The organism is Embleya sp. NPDC059237 (assembly GCF_042754105.1).
Lineage (GTDB): Bacteria > Actinomycetota > Actinomycetes > Streptomycetales > Streptomycetaceae > Embleya.
Genome location: NZ_JBHZAE010000001.1, coordinates 667,754 through 688,243, shown reverse-complemented (window position 1 = coordinate 688,243; position 20,490 = coordinate 667,754). Strand labels below are relative to the sequence as shown.

The 20,490-nt window shown below is 72.0% G+C and carries 17 protein-coding genes; 6 read left to right on the top strand and 11 right to left on the bottom strand.

The window, feature by feature from the left end; all coding sequences use genetic code 11:
- Window positions 1-8: 8 nt before the first annotated feature.
- A complete protein-coding gene (locus ACFXKZ_RS03070; protein WP_379995758.1) occupies window positions 9-1,511 on the bottom strand; it encodes a serine/threonine-protein kinase in 1,503 nt (500 codons plus the stop codon).
- 232 nt (window positions 1,512-1,743) lie between these two features.
- Here ACFXKZ_RS03070 and ACFXKZ_RS03065 point away from each other — a divergent pair, with 232 nt between their 5' ends.
- Both ACFXKZ_RS03065 and ACFXKZ_RS03060 read left to right on the top strand, forming a co-directional pair.
- Entirely contained in the window at window positions 1,744-2,286 is a 543-nt protein-coding gene (locus ACFXKZ_RS03065; protein ID WP_379995756.1) for an RNA polymerase sigma factor, read from the top strand.
- A complete protein-coding gene (locus ACFXKZ_RS03060; RefSeq protein WP_379995754.1) occupies window positions 2,283-3,080 on the top strand; it encodes a hypothetical protein in 798 nt (265 codons plus the stop codon). The genes ACFXKZ_RS03065 and ACFXKZ_RS03060 overlap by 4 nt, the downstream gene beginning before the upstream one ends.
- Window positions 3,081-3,204: 124 nt before the next feature.
- Here ACFXKZ_RS03060 and ACFXKZ_RS03055 read toward each other — a convergent pair whose 3' ends face one another.
- The 3 genes from ACFXKZ_RS03055 to ACFXKZ_RS03045 form a co-directional block, all read right to left on the bottom strand.
- Window positions 3,205-4,443 (bottom strand): Ig-like domain-containing protein, encoded by a 1,239-nt coding sequence (locus tag ACFXKZ_RS03055; protein WP_379995752.1) that lies wholly within the window; start codon window positions 4,441-4,443, stop codon window positions 3,205-3,207.
- 215 nt (window positions 4,444-4,658) lie between these two features.
- Complete coding sequence (locus ACFXKZ_RS03050; RefSeq protein ID WP_379995750.1) at window positions 4,659-6,227, bottom strand: DEAD/DEAH box helicase; 1,569 nt, start codon at window positions 6,225-6,227, stop codon at window positions 4,659-4,661.
- Between the two features lie 385 nt (window positions 6,228-6,612).
- Window positions 6,613-6,816 (bottom strand): cold-shock protein, encoded by a 204-nt coding sequence (locus ACFXKZ_RS03045; RefSeq protein WP_020554660.1) that lies wholly within the window; start codon window positions 6,814-6,816, stop codon window positions 6,613-6,615.
- A gap of 320 nt (window positions 6,817-7,136) precedes the next feature.
- Here ACFXKZ_RS03045 and ACFXKZ_RS03040 point away from each other — a divergent pair, with 320 nt between their 5' ends.
- Complete coding sequence (locus ACFXKZ_RS03040; protein WP_379995748.1) at window positions 7,137-7,616, top strand: hypothetical protein; 480 nt, start codon at window positions 7,137-7,139, stop codon at window positions 7,614-7,616.
- Window positions 7,617-7,650: 34 nt separating this feature from the next.
- On the opposite strand, the gene ACFXKZ_RS03035 is transcribed toward ACFXKZ_RS03040, so the two are convergent.
- Window positions 7,651-8,391, bottom strand: coding sequence for a rhomboid-like protein (locus ACFXKZ_RS03035; protein WP_379995746.1), 741 nt, complete (start codon window positions 8,389-8,391; stop codon window positions 7,651-7,653).
- 204 nt (window positions 8,392-8,595) lie between these two features.
- Here ACFXKZ_RS03035 and ACFXKZ_RS03030 point away from each other — a divergent pair, with 204 nt between their 5' ends.
- A complete protein-coding gene (locus ACFXKZ_RS03030; RefSeq protein ID WP_379997272.1) occupies window positions 8,596-10,701 on the top strand; it encodes a protein kinase in 2,106 nt (701 codons plus the stop codon).
- A 119-nt stretch (window positions 10,702-10,820) separates the two neighbouring features.
- Here ACFXKZ_RS03030 and ACFXKZ_RS03025 read toward each other — a convergent pair whose 3' ends face one another.
- Complete coding sequence (locus ACFXKZ_RS03025; RefSeq protein WP_379995744.1) at window positions 10,821-11,321, bottom strand: hypothetical protein; 501 nt, start codon at window positions 11,319-11,321, stop codon at window positions 10,821-10,823.
- A gap of 239 nt (window positions 11,322-11,560) precedes the next feature.
- Between ACFXKZ_RS03025 and ACFXKZ_RS03020 the strand changes: the two genes are divergently transcribed.
- The gene (locus ACFXKZ_RS03020; RefSeq protein ID WP_379995742.1) at window positions 11,561-12,790 is read left to right on the top strand and encodes a hypothetical protein; all 1,230 of its coding nucleotides are present in this window, start codon (window positions 11,561-11,563) and stop codon (window positions 12,788-12,790) included.
- Window positions 12,791-12,811: 21 nt separating this feature from the next.
- Here ACFXKZ_RS03020 and ACFXKZ_RS03015 read toward each other — a convergent pair whose 3' ends face one another.
- The 4 genes from ACFXKZ_RS03015 to ACFXKZ_RS03000 all read right to left on the bottom strand — a co-directional run bounded on the left by ACFXKZ_RS03015 (window position 12,812) and on the right by ACFXKZ_RS03000 (window position 17,006).
- Window positions 12,812-13,630, bottom strand: a complete 819-nt coding sequence (locus ACFXKZ_RS03015) for an AraC family transcriptional regulator (RefSeq protein ID WP_379995740.1) — start codon at window positions 13,628-13,630, stop codon at window positions 12,812-12,814.
- A gap of 46 nt (window positions 13,631-13,676) precedes the next feature.
- Complete coding sequence (locus tag ACFXKZ_RS03010) at window positions 13,677-14,591, bottom strand: carbohydrate ABC transporter permease (protein WP_379995738.1); 915 nt, start codon at window positions 14,589-14,591, stop codon at window positions 13,677-13,679.
- A complete protein-coding gene (locus ACFXKZ_RS03005) occupies window positions 14,588-15,454 on the bottom strand; it encodes a carbohydrate ABC transporter permease (protein WP_379997270.1) in 867 nt (288 codons plus the stop codon). The genes ACFXKZ_RS03010 and ACFXKZ_RS03005 overlap by 4 nt, the downstream gene beginning before the upstream one ends.
- 187 nt (window positions 15,455-15,641) lie before the next feature.
- Window positions 15,642-17,006 carry an ABC transporter substrate-binding protein gene (locus ACFXKZ_RS03000; protein WP_379995736.1) on the bottom strand — a complete coding sequence of 455 codons (1,365 nt, stop codon included), beginning with the start codon at window positions 17,004-17,006 and terminating at the stop codon, window positions 15,642-15,644.
- A 290-nt stretch (window positions 17,007-17,296) separates the two neighbouring features.
- Between ACFXKZ_RS03000 and ACFXKZ_RS02995 the strand changes: the two genes are divergently transcribed.
- On the top strand, window positions 17,297-19,126 hold the full coding sequence (locus ACFXKZ_RS02995) for a glycoside hydrolase family 35 protein (protein ID WP_379997268.1): 1,830 nt from the start codon (window positions 17,297-17,299) through the stop codon (window positions 19,124-19,126).
- A 107-nt stretch (window positions 19,127-19,233) separates the two neighbouring features.
- On the opposite strand, the gene ACFXKZ_RS02990 is transcribed toward ACFXKZ_RS02995, so the two are convergent.
- Window positions 19,234-20,199, bottom strand: coding sequence for a LysR family transcriptional regulator (locus ACFXKZ_RS02990; protein ID WP_379995734.1), 966 nt, complete (start codon window positions 20,197-20,199; stop codon window positions 19,234-19,236).
- Window positions 20,200-20,490 lie beyond the last annotated feature (291 nt).

The following is a 20,490-nucleotide window of genomic DNA, read 5'->3' as shown; positions in this document are numbered from 1 at the left end:
CGGCCCGCTCACACCCCGCGCAGCGTCGCGACGAACTTGCGGTTGTGCAGGTCGGTCTGGTCGAACTCGATGGTGCCGTCGGCGACGATCGACAGGAGCATGTCGTTGCGGACGCAGAAGCCGGAGGTGTCCGGGCGAACACCGCCGCCCAGCACGATCCGGTTCCTGCTGTACTCCTTCAGGCTCGCCGGCGCCTCGCACAACACCCGCCCGAACGTGCCCTCGTAGGTGATCCGGCCCACCAGGTCACCCACCCGGCCCCGGCTCAGCACGACCGCGACCTTCACCGGCAGGCTCGGATCCAGGCTCGCCGGGAGCAGGCCCTCCCACTTGTGCGCGAACTCGATCGGCAGTTCCGCCGGCCCCGGCGCGGCGGGCCCGGTCGGCCCGGATTTCGCGGCCGGCTTGTCCCGGTCCTTCTTCTTCCCGAACCCCACCGTCGCGTACAACCCGCCCACCGTCAGCGCCGCGCCGAGCAGGAGGATCAGCGGGTACTTCCACCACATCCCGCGCCGCTTCCCCGCACGCCCCGCCCCGGCGGCGACCTCCGTCGGCTCCGGCTCGAGCCGGGTCTCCTCCGCGCCGGCCACCCGGGTCGGTTCGGCGCCGACCACCCGGGTCGGCGCAGCATCGTCCGCCGCCGGTTCGGTCTCGATCTCCAGCAGCTCCACGGCCCGCCGGGCGGTCGACTCGACCACCGGCCCCGGCAACCACCCGGGCACGAACAACCGCCGCGGATCGCCCTCCGGCGCGAGCGCGGTCACGATCTGATCCGCCGTCGGCCGCACGGCGGGATCCTTCTGCAGGCACGCCTCGATCACCAGGTGCATCGAGTACGGCACCCGGGACAGGTTCGGCTCGTGCCCGATCACCCGGTACATGTGCGCCTGATCGTTGCCCTCGCCGAACGGTCCGACCCCGGTGGCCGCGTGCACCAGCACCGAGCCGAGCGAGAACACGTCCCCCGCGGGCCCGACGTCGAGGCCGTTGGCCTGCTCCGGCGACATGAACGCGGGCGAGCCGACGGATACGCCCGTCGTGGTCAGCGCGGTGGCGTCCGCGGCCCGGGCGATGCCGAAGTCGATCACGCGGGGGCCGTCGAGGGTGAGTAGTACGTTGGACGGCTTGAGGTCGCGGTGCACGAGCCCGGCGTCGTGCACGCTCACCAGCGCCGCGGCCAGCCCCGCGCCCAGTGCCCGCACCGCCTCCTCGGGCAGCGGCCCGGCCGACCGAATCGCCTCATGCAGCGACGGCCCGGCGATGAACCGGGTGACCAGCCACGGCCGCGCCGCCTCGGCGTCCGCGTCCAGCACGGTCGCAGTCCACGGCCCGGCCACCCGGCGGCCCGCGTCCACCTCGCGCCTGAACCGCACCCGGAACTCCGGGTCATCGGCCAACTCCGGCCGCACCACCTTCACCGCGACCAGGCTCCCCCGCCCGGTCCGCCCCAGGTACACCCGACCCATCCCGCCCGACCCGAGGTGCCGCAGCAGGCGGTACCCCCCGATCACGACCGGATCGTCCTGCGCCAACCCCCGCACACCACACCCCCGTCGGGCCGGGCGATCGCCCGACTTCATCACCCCCCGAACAATACGATCACCCGAATTTCACCGTTGTCCCGAGCACGCCGCCCCCTCGCGAGAAATCCCGGTCGCGCCTGTAACAGCCGGCCCCGGCCGGGCGTGCATGTACCGAACGGACGAAGCACGCGACGCGACGAGAACGGAGGTACCCCGGGGCATGTCGACCACGAACGACGCGGCGAAGGCCACGCGACAAGCCGAGTTCGACGCGTTCTACCTGGCCACCTCGCAGCGCATGATCGGTGTGATCTACGCGCTGACCGGCAATCTCGCGGACAGCGAGGACGCCGTACAGGAGGCGTACTCGCGGGCCTGGGGACGCTGGGCCACACTCACCGCCGCCGGGGATCCCACCGGATGGGTCCGCGTGGTCGCCCGTCGGATCGCGGTGGGGAATTGGCGACGGGCGCGCAATCGGATGCGGGCGCACTTCCGACACGGCGGACCGACGCCCGCGCCGGCCGTCTCCTCGGACCACGTGGCGCTGGTCGCGGCGCTGCGCAAACTGTCCACCGGTCGGCGCGAGGCGATCGTGCTGTTTCATCTGTGCGATCTCACCGGCGCCGAGGCGGCGGCCGAACTCGGGATCAGTGAGGCCGCGTTGCGCACCCGGCTGAGCCGCGCGCGCGAAGACCTGCACCGCCATCTGGGCGAGACGACTCCCGCGGAATCGACGAGGAAAGAGACGGCAAGGGCATGAATGATCCGCACGATGACGTTCTGATCGATCGATTGCGCGAGCTGGCCGAACGAGGCGAAGCCGCGGCCGGCCCGGCCGCCCCGGAGCGGGTCCGGGCCCGGGGTGCGCGTCGCCGGACCCGGATCCGCGTCGCGGGGGCGGGCGCGCTGACCGCGTGTGTGGTCGCGGGCGCGTTCTGGGCGATCCGGCCACACGACGACACCGCGGTACGCAGCGAACCGGCTGCGAGCAGCCCCGGGAATCACCTCACCCCGACGCCGCCACCCGACGGGATCGAACGCATCGGCCTGCGCGACCGGTCCTACCTGCCCACCGTGCGGGGCGTGGACTGGACCGTGGAGGGCGACGGGGTGCATGCGCCGCCGTACCCCTCATTTCCGGTCGAGCTGTTCGGGCCGTGCGCGGCGACGCCTCTGGAGGCATCCGGGGGAGGCGTACTGGACCAACGCGGTACCGCGGCCGGCAGCCATGTGAAGACCTTCGTCACCAGCACCTATGCCACAGGGCTGACGCAGCAGGCGATCGACGCCGAGGCCCGGCGGATCTACGCCTCGTGGCAGACCGTCGCGGCCGGGTGCCTGACCCGGGTGCCGGGCGGCGGGCCCGACACCGAGGTGTGGTCCTGGTCGGGCGACGGCCGACAGGGTTCGGTGGTGCTCACCCGGCGCGGTCACGTGCTGGGCTGGATCGCCACCGAGATGACCGCGACCGACCCCGCCTACCCGCTGACCGCCGAGGTCGGTCCGGCCCTGATGGACAAGGCGATCCTGACCGACTCCGTCCCGCCGAAGTAGCGAAAGAGCCCGGAGAGCCGGTCGAGCGCCCCGGGGTCGGTCGAGCCGATCCGGGGCCGACGGCCGGCCCGCGAGAGCGGGTCGGCCCGCCGGTGCGAAGGGGGCCGACCCGCGAGCGTGCGGGTCAGCCCGCGAGCGCGCTCTTGGCCTTCCACTGGTCGTAGCTCATCTGCCAGTTGCCGAAGCCGTTGCCGGGCTCGGTGGTCTCGGTGTTGGTCGAGCCCTTGACCACGACCGGGTCGCCGACGTCGACCCGGTTGAAGAACCACTCGGCGTCCGGGACGGTCATCCCGACGCAGCCGTGGCTGGTGTTGGCGACGCCGATGTTGGCGGTGTTCCACGCGGCCGAGTGGAAGAAGGTGCCGGAGGAGGTGAAGTGCACCACCCACGGCACGTCCGGGAGGTTGTAGCTGTCACCCAGGCCGACCGTGGTGGAGTCGAGCGTCTCCTTGGCGTTCTTGTTCAGGATCACGTGCGTGCCGCCACGCGTGGGGAACTCGCTGGAACCGGCCGACACCTTGATCGTCTTGACCGCGACGCCGTCCTCCATGATGGTCAGCCGCTTCTTCGGGACGTCCACCTCGACGACCCGGTTGGTGCCGACGGTGAAGGTGCTCTCGTAGTCGCGCGCGAAGTAGGTGCCGGGGCCGCTGGCCACACCGCCCAGGTTCGCGTTCAGGGTGACCTTCGTACCGCTGGGCCAGAACTCGCGCGGACGCCAGTCGACCCGGTCCTTGCCGGAGATGTCCTTGGTCCAGCCCCACGAGCCCTCGACGTTCGGCGTCGTGGTGACCTTGAGGTTGCGCTCGACCTCGGCCTTGTCCTTGACCGCGTAGTCGAACATCACCGACACCGGCTGTCCGACGCCGAAGGTGCCGCCGTTGGCCGGCCGCAGGGTGACCTTGTTGACCGTGTCGGCCTTGAGCGTGCCGAACTTCGTGGTGGCCGAGTTCTCCGCGCCCTTCTTGCCCTTCGTGGTCGCGGTCACCGTGTAGGCCGCGCCCGGCACGGTGCGCGTGGTGGAGGTCCAGGTGCGGCCGTCGGCCCCGATCGTGCCCTCGATCGCCCGGTTCTGCGCGTCCACGACCCGCACCGAGGTCAGCGTCCCGGAGTCGGCCGTCACGGTGACCGGCTTGCCCGGCAGGACCCCCTGGGTGCCGTCGGCCGGATCCACCGTCACCCGCGCGGGTGTGTCCTTCGCCTCATTGTCCGCGTCACCCGGCTTCGCCTGTGCCGCGTCCGACTTCGCCGCCTTGTCGGCCCCTCCCGAGCCGCATCCCGTGAGCACCACCGCGGCCGCGACGAGCGGCAGCGCGAGAACACGAATTCCCTTGCGGGAGCCGGATATCAGGGGCTTACGCACGTGCGACCTCACGAGGGGTGGACGACCGGGGATCGTTCAACACTAACAATGCGGATCAATTCCCCGTTCCCCCACGCGGTGTGACGGTTTCGACATGATCCGGACGCAACCGCTCGCCCCGGCACGGCACGAAAGCCGCGCCCGGGACAAATCCCGGACGCGGCTTCGGAGTTGATGCACCGGTCGCGCGGCGGTCGAACGCCGCGCGACGCGGACTACGCGACGGCGGTGCGCCGGCGCTGGGCCGGGGCGCCGTTCGAGCCGCCGGAGCGGCCCGAGGTCGCGCCGGACGCGGCGGCCGACGGACGCCGTCCGGTGCCGCTGCCGCCGCCCTGGCCGGGCCGACGGCCGCGACCACGACCGCCGCCGGCGCCACCGCGGCGCGGCGACTCGGAGGCCGGCGAGGAGATTACGACCGGGACGCCGGAGGGCACCTGCGCGCCGGTGACGCGGGTGAGTTCCTCGTCGCCCGAGCGCACCTGGATGGTCTCGGCCTCGATGCCGGCGATCATCATCAGCCGGGCCATCTCGCGGCGCTGGTTCGGCGTGACCAGCGTCACGACGCTGCCCGACTCGCCGGCGCGCGCGGTACGGCCACCGCGGTGCAGGTAGTCCTTGTGGTCGGTCGGCGGGTCGATGTTGACCACCAGGTCCAGGCCGTCCACGTGGATCCCGCGCGCCGCGACGTTGGTCGCGATCAGCGCGGTGACGTGCCCGCTCTTGAACTGCTCCAGGGTGCGGGTGCGCTGCGGCTGCGACTTGCCGCCGTGCAGCGCCGCGGCGCGCACGCCGCTCTGCAACATCTGCCGGGTGAGCCGGTCCACCGCGTGCTTGGTGTCCATGAACATGATCACCCGGCCCTCGCGGGCGGCGATGTGCGTCGCGGCGGTGTGCTTGTCGGCCTCGCTCACGTGCAGCACGTGGTGCTCCATCGTGGTGACCGCGCCCTGCGACGGGTCGACCGAGTGCACGACCGGGTCGGAGAGGAAACGCTTGACCAGCCGGTCGACGTTGCGGTCGAGGGTGGCCGAGAACAACATCCGCTGCCCGTCCGGCTGCACCTGGTCGAGCAGCGCGGTGACCTGCGGCATGAAGCCCATGTCGGCCATCTGGTCGGCCTCGTCGAGCACCGTGATGCCGACCGCGTCCAGACGCGCGTCGCCGCGGTCGATCAGGTCCTTGAGCCGGCCCGGGGTGGCCACCACGACCTCGGCGCCGTTGCGGAGCGAACTGGCCTGGCGACCCAGCGACATGCCGCCGACGACCGTGGTCATCCGCAGCTGCACCGAGGTGGCGTACGGCATCAGCGCGTCGGTGACCTGCTGGGCCAGCTCGCGGGTGGGCACCAGGACCAGCGCGAGCGGCTGCTTGCTCTCGGCGCGGCGACCGGCGATCCGGGCCAGCATCGCGAGACCGAACGCGAGCGTCTTGCCCGAGCCGGTCCGGCCGCGGCCGAGCACGTCCCGGCCGACCAGCGCGTTGGGCAGGGTGGCCGCCTGGATCGGGAACGGCTCGGTGACGCCGTTGCGGGTGAGCGCGGCGAGCAGCTGCTTGGGCATGTCCAGCTCGGCGAACGCGGCGACCGCGGGCAGCGACGGGGTGGTGCTGACCGGCAGCGCGAACTCGGCGACGGGCGCCGCGGTCATCGGCTTGCGCCGGTTGCCCGACGGGGCGCCGCCGCGGCCTCGACCGCCACCGCCGCCGTAGCCGCCCCGGCCGGAGCCGGAGCCGCCGCCGCTGCGGCCGTAACGATCGTTGGAGCTGGAACGGGGGGTGCGATTCATGGAGAACCTTCCTCGATGCGGCGCGTATCGAGGACGTCTCCGCGCGGCGGGAAGCCGCACAAGGAGTCGCAAGAACGAGCCGGAGTACCTGAACTGAAGAACCGACGTGGTGACTCGGGTCACTCGCGTCGAGATGTTGCGCAACGGTCGGGCGCCTGCCGAAGAGCGGCGGCCGATGTGCCGGACCGTGCGAGGCCGCGCGACGAGGTCGCGTCGGGCAGGGTCCTGAACGGCGGATGCCGGGCATCCGCCTGGGTGGTGCGCCGTGGCTCCCCCGGATCGATTCCGGGAGTCGCCGACCGGGACGGCCGGCTGCCACGGGAAGGGCCCGCACCGTGCGGCGCGGGCCCTCGCTGCGTGACCGAGGCCACGCCCATGAGCGAAATCAGACGATGTTGATGTTCTCCGCCTGCGGGCCCTTCTGGCCCTGCGTGACGTCGAAGGAGACCTTCTGGCCTTCCTGCAGCTCACGGAAACCCTGAGCGTTGATGTTCGAGTAGTGGGCGAAGACGTCGGGGCCGCCACCGTCCTGCTCGATGAAGCCGAAGCCCTTTTCGCCGTTGAACCACTTCACGGTGCCAGTAGCCACGTATCTTCCCCTTCGGGGCAGTACCGGGATCCCGCACCCTGCGAGACCCGAATCGTTGCTGATTACCCCGCCCGGAGTTGGACACCGGAAAAACAAAAGTGCACCTGTTGGCTACAACCAGCAGGCGCACAGAAAATTCCATGGGAACCACAGCAGCAATTAACGTTAGCACGTCGGACCACCGGGCCGGCGGGATCGTCTCGATCTTGTCCGAACCGCCCGGTCGGCTCCCGCCCACCGCCACGCGCACCGGTCCGCCGGTCGGCGCCGGGTGCGACCATGGACGCTCCCCGCCAGTCTCCCAGCCCCGAAGGGTTCGCGTGTCCTCCTCCTCCGGCATCCCCGCGTCCGACGACTCGGTCCAGCCGATCTCCCTCTCCCCCACCGGCACTCCCCTCACCCTCGAGGACATCAGCGCGCCCGGCGGCTGCGGCGACGGTTGTGGCTGCGCCGGCGGCGGCATCGACATCGACGCCGACCTGCTCGACGCGTTCGTCACCGAGCAGGTGCTGCTGCGCCTCGAATCCGAGCCGGCCTTCCTCGCCCACTCCATCGCGGCGCTCGTCGCGGCGGACGAGATCGACGCCGAACTGGCCGAGGAGATCGAGGAGTTGGAGTCCGACCCGGTACTCCTGCTCGACGTCCTCGGGGCCACCCGGCAGACCCTGCCGGAGATGGAATCCGACGCCGTCGTCCTGCTCTTCCGCTACGTGATCGACCATGTCGCGCTCGGCCCGGAGGAGTTGCCGCTGGAGGACCGCGTACAGATCGAGTGGCGCGTGCCGCCGATCGAGCGCTGACCGCACTGCGTCCGAGACGAGGCCGCGCCTCGTCCTACGGCTCGGCCCGCCCGTTCCCGGCGACCTCCGGGAGCGGGTCCGGGGCCGTCGGCACGAGCGCGGTCCTCGACAGTGGCCGGCCCGAGCCCGGCCGCCATCGGCCCGTGAACAGGAATCCGGCACCGAGGCCGATCAGCGCGGCCGAGACGTGCCCGATCGTGGTGAAGTCCGGCAGGTCGCCGTACCACTGCACGGACGAGAACGGGTACAGCAGGCAGCCGAGCGCCCACAGTGGCCGCAGCGGCTTGGCCAGCAGCGGGGTGACCGCCGCTATGGCCGCCATCGAGGCGTAGCTCACCCCGTAGTCGAGCGTGTACCGGGTGTCCTCGGGATATGTGCCCGCGTGGATCGCCGCGATCAGCACGACCGTGGTGAGCAGCGTCGCGCCCACGTGGCCCAGGAGCGTGACGCCGACCGCGCGCACCGTGCCGATCCGGCGCTCCAGCACCGCCATGCACACCCCGATGCCGAACCCGATCGTGGTCACGTTGCCGAACAGGGTGCCGTGCACGTCCGCCACCAGCAGGCTGCCCGCCATCGCGCGAAACGGATGGTGGTCCAGGTTGTCGAGGTTGGTGCTGATGTCCGCCAGGAGCCGGTCCGCGGCCGGCTCGGACATCAGGCCGCCGACCACGATCCCGTTGATCGCGAGCAGGATCAGCACGACGAAGGTCGCGGGGCTGCGTCGCGGGTATCGGGCGACGTCGCGCAGCCGGTTCGCGAGGTTCCGGGTCACGGTGCGTTTCTCCTTGGGCCGGCGCGAGGACGCGGCGCGAACCACCATGCTGCATCACCGGCCGGGGCCGCCGTGTCCCGACCCCGGGATCGGGGCGGCCGGCGCGCGGGGTTCGAGCGGGTGACGGCGACTCGACACGCCCCCCGCCGGGTGCGGCAGGATCGCCCTCGACGGTACCGGGACGAGGGAGATGGCGTGACTGCGATGGGTCGGGTGGCGGACCGGTACGAGTTGGTGGAACAGCGTGGTCGTGGGGGGCTCGGGCGGGTATGGGCCGCGCGGGACTCGGTCGAGGACCGCGAGGTCGCGGTCAAGCTGCTGCACGGGCCGCCGGACGAGGCGGTCGCGACCCGGTTCGTGGAGCGCACGCGGGCCGCCGCGCCGCTCGAACACCCCGACCTGGTCGCGGTGTCCGACGTCGGCCTGACCGACGACGGCACGCCGTTCCTGGTCACCGAACTGCTCACCGGCCGCGACCTGCGTACGGTGCTGCGCGAGGCGCTGCCCGAACTGCCCGCCGTGTCCGAGGTGTTGCACTGGACGGCGCGGATCTGCGCCGCGCTCGACCACGCGCACCGGGCCGGCGTGGTGCACGGCGACCTCAAGCCGGCCGACCTGTTCCTGACCGCCGACGGCGATATCCGCGTCCTCGACGTCGGCCTGGCCGACCGGCTCGGGGCGGTCGCCGCGTCCGGCACCGCCCTGATCGGCACGCTCGCCTACACCGCGCCCGAACGGCTGCGCGGTCGCCCCGCCGAACCGGCCGCGGACCTCTACGCACTCGGCTGCGTGCTGTACGAACTGCTCACCGGGACACCGCCGTTCGGCACCGGGGACATCGCGGCCACGGTGTACGCCCAGCTCCGACGCACCCCGGAGGCGGTGGACCGGCGCCGCCCCGACGTCCCGCCGCACGTGAGTCGCCTGGTCCTGGACCTGCTCGCCAAGGACCCGGCACAGCGCCCGCCGACCGCCGCCGAGGTGGCCCACCGCCTGACCGACCCGACGCCGTCACGAACCGACTCGCGAGCCTCCACCGAGGCACCACCCGTCCCGACCGAGGCCCCGCCGACCGAAGCCGAGGCGCCGCCCGCCCCCGCCGAGGTGCCGCCGACCGAGGCCGAGGCACCACCCGTCCCGACCGAGGTGGCGCCGACCCCGATCGGCCCCCTGCCGAATCCGACCGACGTGCCGCCCACCACGGCCGAGGCGCCGGCCGCCCCGGCGGAAGTGCCGGCGACCTCCGCCGAGGTGCCGCCCACGGCCGCCGAGGTGCCGCCCGCCTCGCCGGAGGCGCCGGCGTCGCCGACCGAGGCACCGCTGACCCTGACCAAGACACCGGCCACGTCGTCCGAGGCACCGCCGACCGAGGCCGAGGCCCCATCGGCGCCGGCCGACCCCGGGTCGGATCCGGCCGACGTGGCGCCCACCACGGCCGATGCGCCGCCCGTCCCCGCCGAGGCGGGTGGTGCTCGCGTCGTCGCCCCGGCCGCTCCGGTCGACCCCTCGCGCCGGCCCACCCCGCCGCCGCCGCTCCCGGCGCCGCCGAGCTTCCCGCCGGGATCGCCCGCCGCCTCGGGCTTCGCCGTCCCCGCCCCTTCCGCGCCCGCCGACGACGACGAGGCCGGGTTGCGGCGGGCGGTCGCGGCCGGCGACCCGGACGCCGCCGTGCAGCTCGCCTACCACCTGGCCGACACCGGCCGGGATGCCGAGGCCGAGGCGCTGTACCGGGAGGCACTGGCCCGCAACCACCCGGAGGCCGCCAACGACCTCGCCGACCTGCTCGCCACGCACGATCGGCACGCCGAGGCCGAAGAGCTGTACCGCCGCGCCCTCGTCCAGGGCCATCCGGACGCGGCGAACAACCTCGGCCGGCTGCTGCTCCGCCTCGGGCGCGCGCCGGAGGCCGAACACCTGTTCCGGCACGCCGCCGCACGGGGCCACGACGACGCCGGACACAATCTGGGCCTGCTTCTCGCCAACACCGGTCGGCTCGACGAAGCCGAGCAGTGGTTCCGGCACACCTACGCGCAGGGCCACCCCGACGCGACGGTCAACCTCGCCGGCCTGCTGGCCGCGAAGGGCCGGATGAAGGAGGCCGACAAGCTGTACCGGCGCGCCCTCACCGAGGGCCACCGCGACGCCTCGATCGGCTACGCCGGCCTGTACGAGCGCCGGGGCCGCGTCCGCGAGGCGGAGGAGATGTACCGCCGCGCCCTGGCCGAGGGCCACCCGGCGGCGGCCGGCCAACTGGCCCGCTTCCTCGACACCCTGGGCCGCGGCCGGGAAGCGATGTGGCTTCGCTCGTAGACCCCCCGCCCCGACCGCACAAGCACCGCGCCGAGCACCACGCACGAACGCCACGCACGACGCCCCGCCGGGGGCCGTCGTACGTGGCGAACGGGTGACGAGACGGGTGTGACGCGCCGTTACGGCATGGTCTCGTCGCGGTCGGAGCGGCGGTGCGCGCCGGTCCCGGTCCGGTATGCCTCCTCGTCCCGGGCCTGCCACTCGGCGATGCTCTCGTCGCGATATCCCTGCGCCGCGTCCCAGCGCACGGTCAGCGCGAACAGGACCACCAGGTCGAGCGCCACCACGATGGTGGACCAGACGGGGTGCGCGGCCAGGAAGCCGATCTCGGCGATGATGTTCAGCATCACCAGCAGCGAGCCGGCCACCCTGGCCCAGGTCTTGCCGGTGAGCAGCCCACCACCGATGAGCAGTTGCAGCCCGCCGAAGATCAGCAGGATGACGCCCCAGGTGTTGTAGTTCCAGACCAGCAGATCACCGGAGCGGGTGACGAAGTACCCGTCGGAGAACAGGGCCGTGAACCCCTGGAAGAGGTTGAGGACACCCAGGACGAGCAACGTGCAGGCGGCGAATGCCACCCAGCCGGACCAGGCGCTCGTCCTGCGGGTTGTGCTGTTCATGGCCTACTCCCAACCCCGGCCGGACGGCCGGGCGGATGTGCCTGATTTTCACTCGATTTCCATGCGGCGCCGCCCGCTTGCCCGCCGTCGCGCAGACGGCGACCCGACGAGTCGACCCTCTCGCACTTTGACACGCCAAGACATAATTTGCACCTTTTGTCCAATCCGAGTAGATCTCCGGATTTCATGGAACCCGCACGGGACGAACGCGGGCCGTGAACGAGGAGAGGACGCCGGCGATGTCGAGGTCAGCCGAGCAGGTCCGGACCGGGCATCCGGTGCGCTTCACCCTGGCCTGCCTCCTGGTGGTCCTCGCCTGTCTGCTCACCCCGGTGGCGGTGACCGCCGCCTGGGCGCGGGACGAGGTGGCCGACACCGACCGCTTCGTCGCCGCGCTGGCCCCGCTGTCCGGGAACACCGCGGTACAGGACGCGGTCTCCGCCCGACTGGCCACGGCGGCCGTGCAGGCGGTCGACGTGGGCGGACTGACCGATTCGCTGCGCGAGGCGCTCGGTCTGGGGCCGAACAACGGCTCCGGGCCGGTGTCCGGCTCGCTGCAGAGTCTGCTGGCGGGCGTGGCCGACCAGGCCGCGCAGGCGTTCGTGGCGAGCGACGCGTTCACCGTGATCTGGCGGGACGCGCTCCGGATCGCGCACGCATCCGCGCTGGACGCGCTGGAAGGCAAGGACAGCGGCACCGTGAGCACCACGAACGGCGAGGTGGTGCTCGACCTGGGGCCGATGATCGATCAGGTGCGGCAGGGCCTGGTGGGTCGGGGTTTCGCGGTCGCCTCGAACATCCCCGACATCGACCGCCGCTACGTGCTGGTGCACCGCGAGGGGTTGCGCACCGGGCAGGACGCGTTTCGCTTCCTGGACACCGCGGGCACCTGGCTGCCGATCGTGGTCGTGGTGCTGTTCGTCCTGGGCGTGTGCCTCGCGCCGCGCCGCCGGCCCGCGCTGCTGTGGGCGGGCGTGGGCACCGCGCTGACCCTGCTCGCGCTGGGCATCATGCTCGCGGTGGCCCGTCGGACCTACCTGGACGACCTGCCGCCGGAGGTCTCCCGGGACGCGGCGGCGGCGGTCTACGACGCGCTGGTGAGCTTCCTGCGCCGGACCACCCGCACGCTGGGCGTGGCCGCCGTGGCGCTCGCGATCGCGGCGTTTGTGGCCGGACCGGCCCGGCCGGCGGGCACGATCCGGCGGGCCTTCGTGGTCGCGCCGGATCGGGCGGGCGCGGCGTTGGCCCGGCACGGTTTCGGCACCGGGTCGGTGGGCGTGTTCGTGGCCGCGCATCGGGGGCCGGTGTACGCGGTGACCGGCCTGCTCGGCGGGATCTGGCTGTGCGTGTGGAACGAGCCGACGGTGTGGTCGGTGCTGCTGATCGTGGTGGTGGTCGTCGCGGTGGTGGCGGTGCTGGAAGCGGTCGCGGCAGCCGGGACACGCCGGGAGGTCGAGACCGCGCGGTGAGTCACCGCGGGCCGATGCGGCTCAGGGCTGACCCGACGTCTGCCCGGTGCGTCGGAACTCGGACGGGGACTGGTGCACACGCCGGGAGAACAGTCGGGCGAAGTAGGCCGGGTCGTCGTAGCCGACGTTGCGGGCCACCTCGTGGATGGACTGGTCGGTGGCGAGCAGCAGGCGTTTGGCCCGGGACAGCCGGGTCCGCACGATGTACTCCTTCGGCGTGGTGCCGGTCGCCCGCTGCATCTCGCTGCGCAGGCCCGCCTCGTCCAGGCCCAGCCGCCGGGCGTGCTCGCCGACGGTCAGCGGCTCGGTGGCGTGCTCGTCGAAGTAGCGGACCACCCGCGAGCCGTCCTCGTCGACCCGGATCGTCTTCAGGTCGATGATCAACTGGTGCACGATCGCCGAGGTGACCACCTCGCGGTTCGGCGCGCCCGGCTCCACCGCGGTCAGCAGCCGGTCGAAGCCCTGGCGCAGCGGCCGTACCCCGCCGAGCGACATCACCGGCTCGGCCCGGTCCAGGAACCCCAGGTCCTCGTACGCCGCCGCGGTCGGCCCCTCGAACAGCACCCAGTGCTCGCGCCAGCCCGTCGGGTCCGGGCTGTAGGAGTGGTACTCACCGGGGAAGAGCAGGAACGCCGCGGGCGCCTGGACGGGGATCCGCGGCGCGTGCCGGTTGCCCGAGCGGAACCAGCCCGATCCCCCGGTGATCAGGGTGAGTTGGTAGCAGCCGAGCACCCGACCCTCGAACTGCATCGCGGTGACCTGCTGCCAGCCGACGCCCAGGCACACCAGGCCGAGCCGCTGGTGCTCTTTGGCGGGCGTGAGGTAGCGCGCGAAGATCATGGTGCGCCGATCGTACGGCGGCCGGCGCCCGTCGCGAAGCGGTTCCTCACGCCTTGACCCCGCCCGCGACCAGGTCGGTGCGCCAGAACCGCTGGAGCGACCAGAACGCGGCGACCAGCGGGATCACCGACACCAGCGCACCGACCACGACGAGGTTGGCGTGCGGCTGGGTGAGGTCGCTGTTCCACGCGTTCAGGCCCAGCGTGACCGGCCACAGGTGCTGGTTGTTGAGCGTGATCAGCGGCAGGAAGAAGTTGTTCCAGACGGCGACCAGTTGGAACAGGAAGATGGTCACCAGCGCGGGCGACATGATCCGCAGCCCGATGGTGTAGAAGATCCGGAACTCGCTCGCGCCGTCGAGCCGGGCGGCCTCGATCAGCTCGTCCGGCACCGACGCCTCGGCGTAGGTCTTGGCCAGGAAGACGCCGAACGGGCTGACCGCGGCGGGCAGCAGCACCGCCCAGATCGTGTCGACCAGATGCACCTTGGACAACATCAGGTAGATCGGCAGCGCCAGCATCGGGGTGGGGATCAGCACCGCGCCCAGGATCACCGAGAAGATCGTGCCTCGGCCGCGGAAGCGGTACTTGGCCAACGCGTAGCCGGCCATCGCGGCCAGGAAGGTGGCCACGATGCCACCGCCGACCGCGTACAGCACCGAGTTGAACACCCAGCGCAGGAAGATGCCGCCGTCCTCGCTGAACAGTTGCCGCAGATTGGCGCCCAGGTTCCAGTCGGCGAACCAGAAGCCGTTGCCGCGAAACAGGTCGCTGGAGGACTTGGTCGAGGAGACCAGCAGCCACCACACCGGCATCAGAAAGTAGGTCGCCACCAGGAACAGGAACGAGGTGGTCAGCACCTGCGAACGCATCGGCGCGGTGCGGCCCTTGGCCGGCTTGGGCGCGGGGTGCGCGACGGGTGCGCGGACCGGGCTCGCGGGCTTGTCGGTCAGTGTCGTCACAGCGAGGACCTGCCGTTCGTGAGCCGGGCGGAGATCTTGAGCACGGCGAAGGACAGTACGCACGTGCCCAGCGCGAGCAGCACCGAGACCGCGGCGCCCTGGCCGTAGTCGTTGTTCTCGACGGCCTTGTGGTAGGCGGACATGATCGGCGTGTAGTCGGCGTCCAGCGACGAGGTCAGCGGGCGCAACACGCGCGGTTCGGTGTAGAGCTGGAGCGTGCCGATCACGGAGAACACGGTGGTCAGCGCGATCGCCGGGGCGACCAGCGGCACCTTGATCCGCCACGCGGTGCGCCACGGGCCGCACCCGTCCAACTCGGCGGCCTCGTACAGCTCCTGCGGGATGGCCTGGAGCGCGGAGTAGATGACCAGCATGTTGTAGCCGGTCCAGGTCCAGGTGACCACGTTGGCGATCGACCACAGGACCGCGTCCTCGCCGAGGAAGTCGGACGGCAGGCCGACCGCGTCCAGCATGCTCACCACGGGGCTGGAGCGCGGCATGTACAGGAACGCCCACAGGATGGTGGCGACCACGCCGGGGATGGCGTAGGGCAGGAAGTAGGCGGTGCGGAAGAAGCCCTTCAGGCGGGCCGACTTGGCGTCGAGGAGCAGTGCGAGCACCAGGGCGAGGCCGAGCATCACCGGCACCTGGATCACGCCGAACAGCAGCACCCGGCCCACGCCGTGCCACAGCGCGTCGTCGTGCAGCGCCTTGGTGTAGTTCTCGAACCCCGCGTACACCCGCTTGGGCGGGGTCAGCCCCAGGCCGGAGCGCCGCATCTTGTGCAGGCTCTCCACGATCGCGTAGCCGACGGGGACGGCGTACATCGCGGCGAACAGCACGCCGAACGGGGCGAGGAACATCAGGGGCGCGGACCGCCGGCGCTTGCGCCGCGGGATCGGTGCGCTCAAGGGCGGGCTCCCGGTGGATGGGACGGGTGGGTGTGGATGCGGGCGGGTGGGGCCGGCGGCGGCCCGCCGCCGCGCGAGGTGACGCGCGGCGGCGGGGCACGGTGCGGACGGCCCCCGGCGTCGGGGTGGTGTCGCCGGGTCAGCCCGCGGCGGCCTTCAGGCCCTTGTCCTGGATGGCCTTGATCGTGGTGCCCTGTACGCCGGTGAGCGCGTCGGCGAGCCTGCCGTTGCCGGCGCCGGCCTTGCCGACCCGGTCGGTCAGGTCGGCGGAGACCTGGGTCATCGTGGGACCCCACTGCCAGCCGGTCGGGGCCTGCGCGGCGGAGTCCTTGAAGATGTCGTAGATCTTCGCGTTGCCGAAGTAGGCGGACGGCTGCTGCATCGCGTCCAGCGTCGCCCCGGCGGTCGCGGCCGGGTAGATGCCCGCGTCCTTGACCAGCGTGGTCAGGCTCGCGGGGTCGCTGCTCATCCAGTCGGCGAAGGCGACCGCGGCCTTGGTGTTCTTGCAGCCCTTGAGCACGGCGGTGCCGGAGCCGCCGATGTTGCCGGTGGTCTTGCCGCCGGCGTCCCACTGCGGCATCGGCGCGACGGCCCACTTGCCCGCCGCGTCCTTGGCGTTCTCCTCCAGGAGCGCGGTGAACCAGACCGGACCGACGTAACTGGCGACGCTGCCGTCGCCGAACCGCTTGTACCAGTCGGGGGTGAAGGTCGGGTCCGAGGAGACGGCCTTCTTGTCGAGCAGCTGCTGCCAGTACTGGGTGACCTTTTGCGTGCCCGGTTCGGTCATCGAGACCTTCCAGGTCTCGCCCTCGGGCTTGAACCAGCTGCCGCCGTTCTGCCAGGCCATGCCCGCGTACCACCACGGGTCGTTGCCGCCGAACGCCGAGTAGGCCACCGACGGGTCGGCCGTGTGCACCGTGTCGGCCTGCCGGGCGAACTCGTCCCAGGTCTTGGGCGGGGTCAGGTTGTGCTTGGCGAACACGTCGGTGCGGTAGAACATCGCGACCGGGCCGGTGTCCACCGGGATGCCGTAGGTCTTGCCCGCGACGCCCATCTGCGACCAGGCGCCGGCGGAGTACTTGGCCTTGATCGCCGCGGCCTCCTTGTCCACGTCCTGGAGCGCGCCCTCGACCAGGAAGCTGGGCAGCGTCTCGTAGCCCATCTGGGCCAGGCACGGCGCGTTGTTCGCCTTCACCGCGGCGAGCATCTTGGCGTAGCCGCCCTTGGAGCCGGGCTCGACCTTGTTGTAGCTGACCTTGATGTCGGGGTGGGACGCGTTGAACGCGCTCACGGCCTTTTCATAGGCCGGGTTCCAGCCCCAGAAGTCGAGCTGTGCGGTGCCGCCGGACGCCTTGTCGCCCTGGGCCGCCTGGTCGGCGCCGTCCTTCTTGTCGCCGGAGTCCGAACCGCAGGCGGTGAGCGCGGTGAGTGCCGCGAGGGTGACCGCGACGGCTGCGCGGCGGGCCGTCTGGCGGCCTCTGCGCGGGCGGGTGCTGGCCCACATGGGGTGGCCGTCCCTTCGGGGAATGGAGTGGTGGGGAGAGCCGGTGGAGGCTGTCTGGCCGCCGATCATGTGCCCTGCCCGAGAAGGCGTCAACGGGTTGCCGCGCGGATCGTGCTTTTGTCGAGGTGATCCACAAGAAAAGTCCAAGTGTGTGGTCACCGAATGGCAAGGTGAGTGAACCAGAGAGTATCCATCCAGGTCGGAGCACCGGAGGCATGGGTAGACGGGTCCGGAAAAGTCCACGACGCCGTCGAGAAGAGTGCATGTCCGCGCCGCGTGCCTCGTGCACGATGATCCGGACCCACCGCACCGCATCTGCACCGAGGAGCGTCTTGACCACCCCCAGCCTCGTCCCGAGTCGAGACGGCTTCACCCTCGACGGCAGGCCGTTTCGTTTGCTCGCCGGTGCCCTGCACTACTTCCGCGTCCACCCCGCGCAGTGGGACGACCGGCTGGCCCGGCTGCGCAGCCTGGGCCTGAACACGGTCGAGACGTACGTCGCCTGGAACCTGCACGAGCCGACCCCGGGGAACTTCGACTTCACCGGCGGCAAGGACCTGGTCGCGTTCCTGCGCGCGGCCGAGCGCCAGGGGCTGAAGGCGATCGTGCGGCCCGGCCCGTACATCTGCGCCGAGTGGGAGTTCGGCGGCCTGCCCGCCTGGCTGCTCAAGGACCCGGGGATGCGGCTGCGCTGCTCCCACCCGCCGTATCTGGCCGCGGTGGACCGCTGGCTGGACGCGGTGATGCCGCTGGTCGAACCGCTGCTCGCGGAGCACGGCGGGCCGGTGATCGCCCTCCAGGTGGAGAACGAGTACGGCAGCTACGGCAACGATGTGGCCTATCTGCGGCACCTGGTCGACGGGATGCGCCGGCGCGGCGCGAGCGGCCTCCTGTTCACCTCCGACGGGCCCACCGAGCCGATGCTCCAGGGCGGCACGGTGGCCGGGGTGTTGCCGACGGCGAACTTCGGCTCGCGCGCCAAGGAGGCGTTCGCGACGCTGCGCCGCTGGTCGCCGGACGGGCCGCCGGTGTGCATGGAGTTCTGGAACGGCTGGTTCGACCACTGGCGCGACCCGCACCACGTGCGGGACGCGGCGGACGCGGCGGGCGTGCTGGACGACATGCTCGCGGCCGGCGGGTCGGTGAACCTGTACATGGCGCACGGAGGCACCAACTTCGGGCTGATGAACGGCGCCAACGATGTCGACGGCGCCTATCAGCCGACGATCACCAGCTACGACTACGACGCGCCGATCGGCGAGGCGGGCGAGCTCACCGAGAAGTATTGGGCGTTCCGCGAGGTGATCGGCCGCTACGCGCCGCTGCCCGACGAGCCGCCGCCGGCGCCGCCGGCGCGCGTGAAGCTCGGCGAGGTGGCGCTGCCGTCGGCCGCGCCGCTGCTCGCGCACGTCGAGGACCTGTCCGCGCCGGTGTACTCGCCGAACACGCTGACCATGGAGGAGTTGGACCAGGCGTACGGGTTCACGCTGTACCGCACCTGGGTCAGCGGCCCGCGCGAGAGTGCGCCGCTGTTCGTGGACGGACTGGCCGACCGGGCCCAGGTGTTCCTCGACGGGGTGCCGGTCGCGGTGCTCGATCGCAGCGAGGGCGGCACCGCCTCGTGCGAGTTGTCCGTACCCGCCGGCGGCGCGCGGCTCGACCTGCTGGTGGAGAACTGCGGTCGAGTCAACTACGGGCCGGGCCTGCACGACCGCAAGGGCATCACCGAGGGCGTGCGATGGGAGCGCCAGCGCCTGTTCGGCTGGCAGATGTATCCGCTGCCGCTGGACGCGCCCGAGGGGCCGATACTGCCGGACACCTCGGGGCCGATCCCGGCGGGTGTGCCGGTGGTGCGTAGCGGCACGTTCGACGTGGCGACGGTCGGCGACACTTTCGTCCGGCTCGACGGCTGGACCAAGGGCCTGGTGTGGATCAACGGATTCCTGCTCGGCCGCTACTGGTCGGCGGGGCCGCAGCGCACGCTCTATGTCCCGGCGCCGGTGTTGCGGGAGGGAGAGAACACGGTGACCGTGCTGGAGCTGCACGGTCCCGGCGGGGCGCACGTGACGTTCACGGACACTCCCGACCTGGGCGAGCCCGCGGCGGCGCCGGTCCTGTAGCCGGACGGTCCCCGGGGGCGACCAGGGCGTGTCTTCAGACCCCCGTCGGGCTCCGCGGCGTTCGGTGCCGTGCATCGGCGTGCCGGAGAAGCAGGTGCACAGTGGTTCTATTCGCCTGTTTTTCCGGGGCGGCGAGGTGCGGTGCCGGGCGTCGCGGAGCTCGGCGGGGGTCTGAAGACACGCCCTGGGTCCGCGTCCGGTTCGCCGACCCCGCCGCGGCGGGCCAGGTCGACGAACAGCCGGGCCGAGCGCTCCCGGGAGTCCTCGCGACAGACGAGCATGATGCCGCGCCACAGCGGCGGGTCGAGCGAGCGGATCGAGGCCGCGTCGCCGAAGACGTCCGCGGCCACGTCCCGGTACCACAGCAGCGAGCCCTCGCCGTTGAGTACGCCCGCGACCCAGTTGACCCGGTCGTTGTGCTCGCAGCGGGCGAGCGGACGCACGCCCATCTCGGCGAACATCGCCTCGAACTGCGAGCGCCGCTCGCTGCCGCGCTCGGGCAGCACCATCGGCAGGCCGTGCAGCGCGCTCCACGGCACCGGGTCGGGCAGTCGGGTGTCCGGCGGCGACACCAGCACCACCTCGGTCTCGGCGAGCCGGTAGGTGCGCAGATCGCCGGCTCCGGGTGTGTCGGCCACCCCGATCGCGGCGGTACCCGCGCGGACCGCCGCGAGCACCGCCTCGCGCCCGTCGTGCCGGGTCACCTCGATCGGCGCCTCGGGGTGCTCGGCGGCGAACGCCGCGACCAGGCGGGCGACATGGCCGATCGCGAGGGTGGACGTGGTGGCCACGGTCAGGGTCGGCTCGGACGCCGTGCCGACCGGTCGGCCGATGTCCTCGATCGCGGCGACCGTATCGAGCACCGTGCGGGCGAGCCGGACCACTCTGGAGCCCTCGGCGGTCAGGCCCACCGTGCGCCCCTCGCGCACGAACAGCTCGGCGCCCAGCTCGTGTTCGAGCGCCTTCAGGGCGCGCGACAGCGCCGACTGGGCGACGTAGAGGGCTTCCGCGGCCGCGGTCATGGTGCCGAAGTTCGCGACGGCGACGAGGTAGCGCAGCTGCTGGAGGGTCACGCGCCGCACCATAACGGTCACGCCGCCCGCACCGGCAGGGGTTCGAAACGGGCAATTCGCATACGTCGCCGAGCCGTCGGGGTGCCGCTACCGGATCGGTAGGGCATGGGTGCATGCCGTGCGGGCAAGAGTCGTCGCCGTTCCGGAACCCGGATCGCGGTCGATCCGGTGGGCCGGGGCGCCGCGTGTCGGCCGGGTATCGCCCCGGTGTCGCCCGGGTGCGGCGGGGTTCGACGGGCGTTCGTGGGGGTGTTCGCGAGTGGAGGGGCGACGGCCGGTTCGTCGTTGACT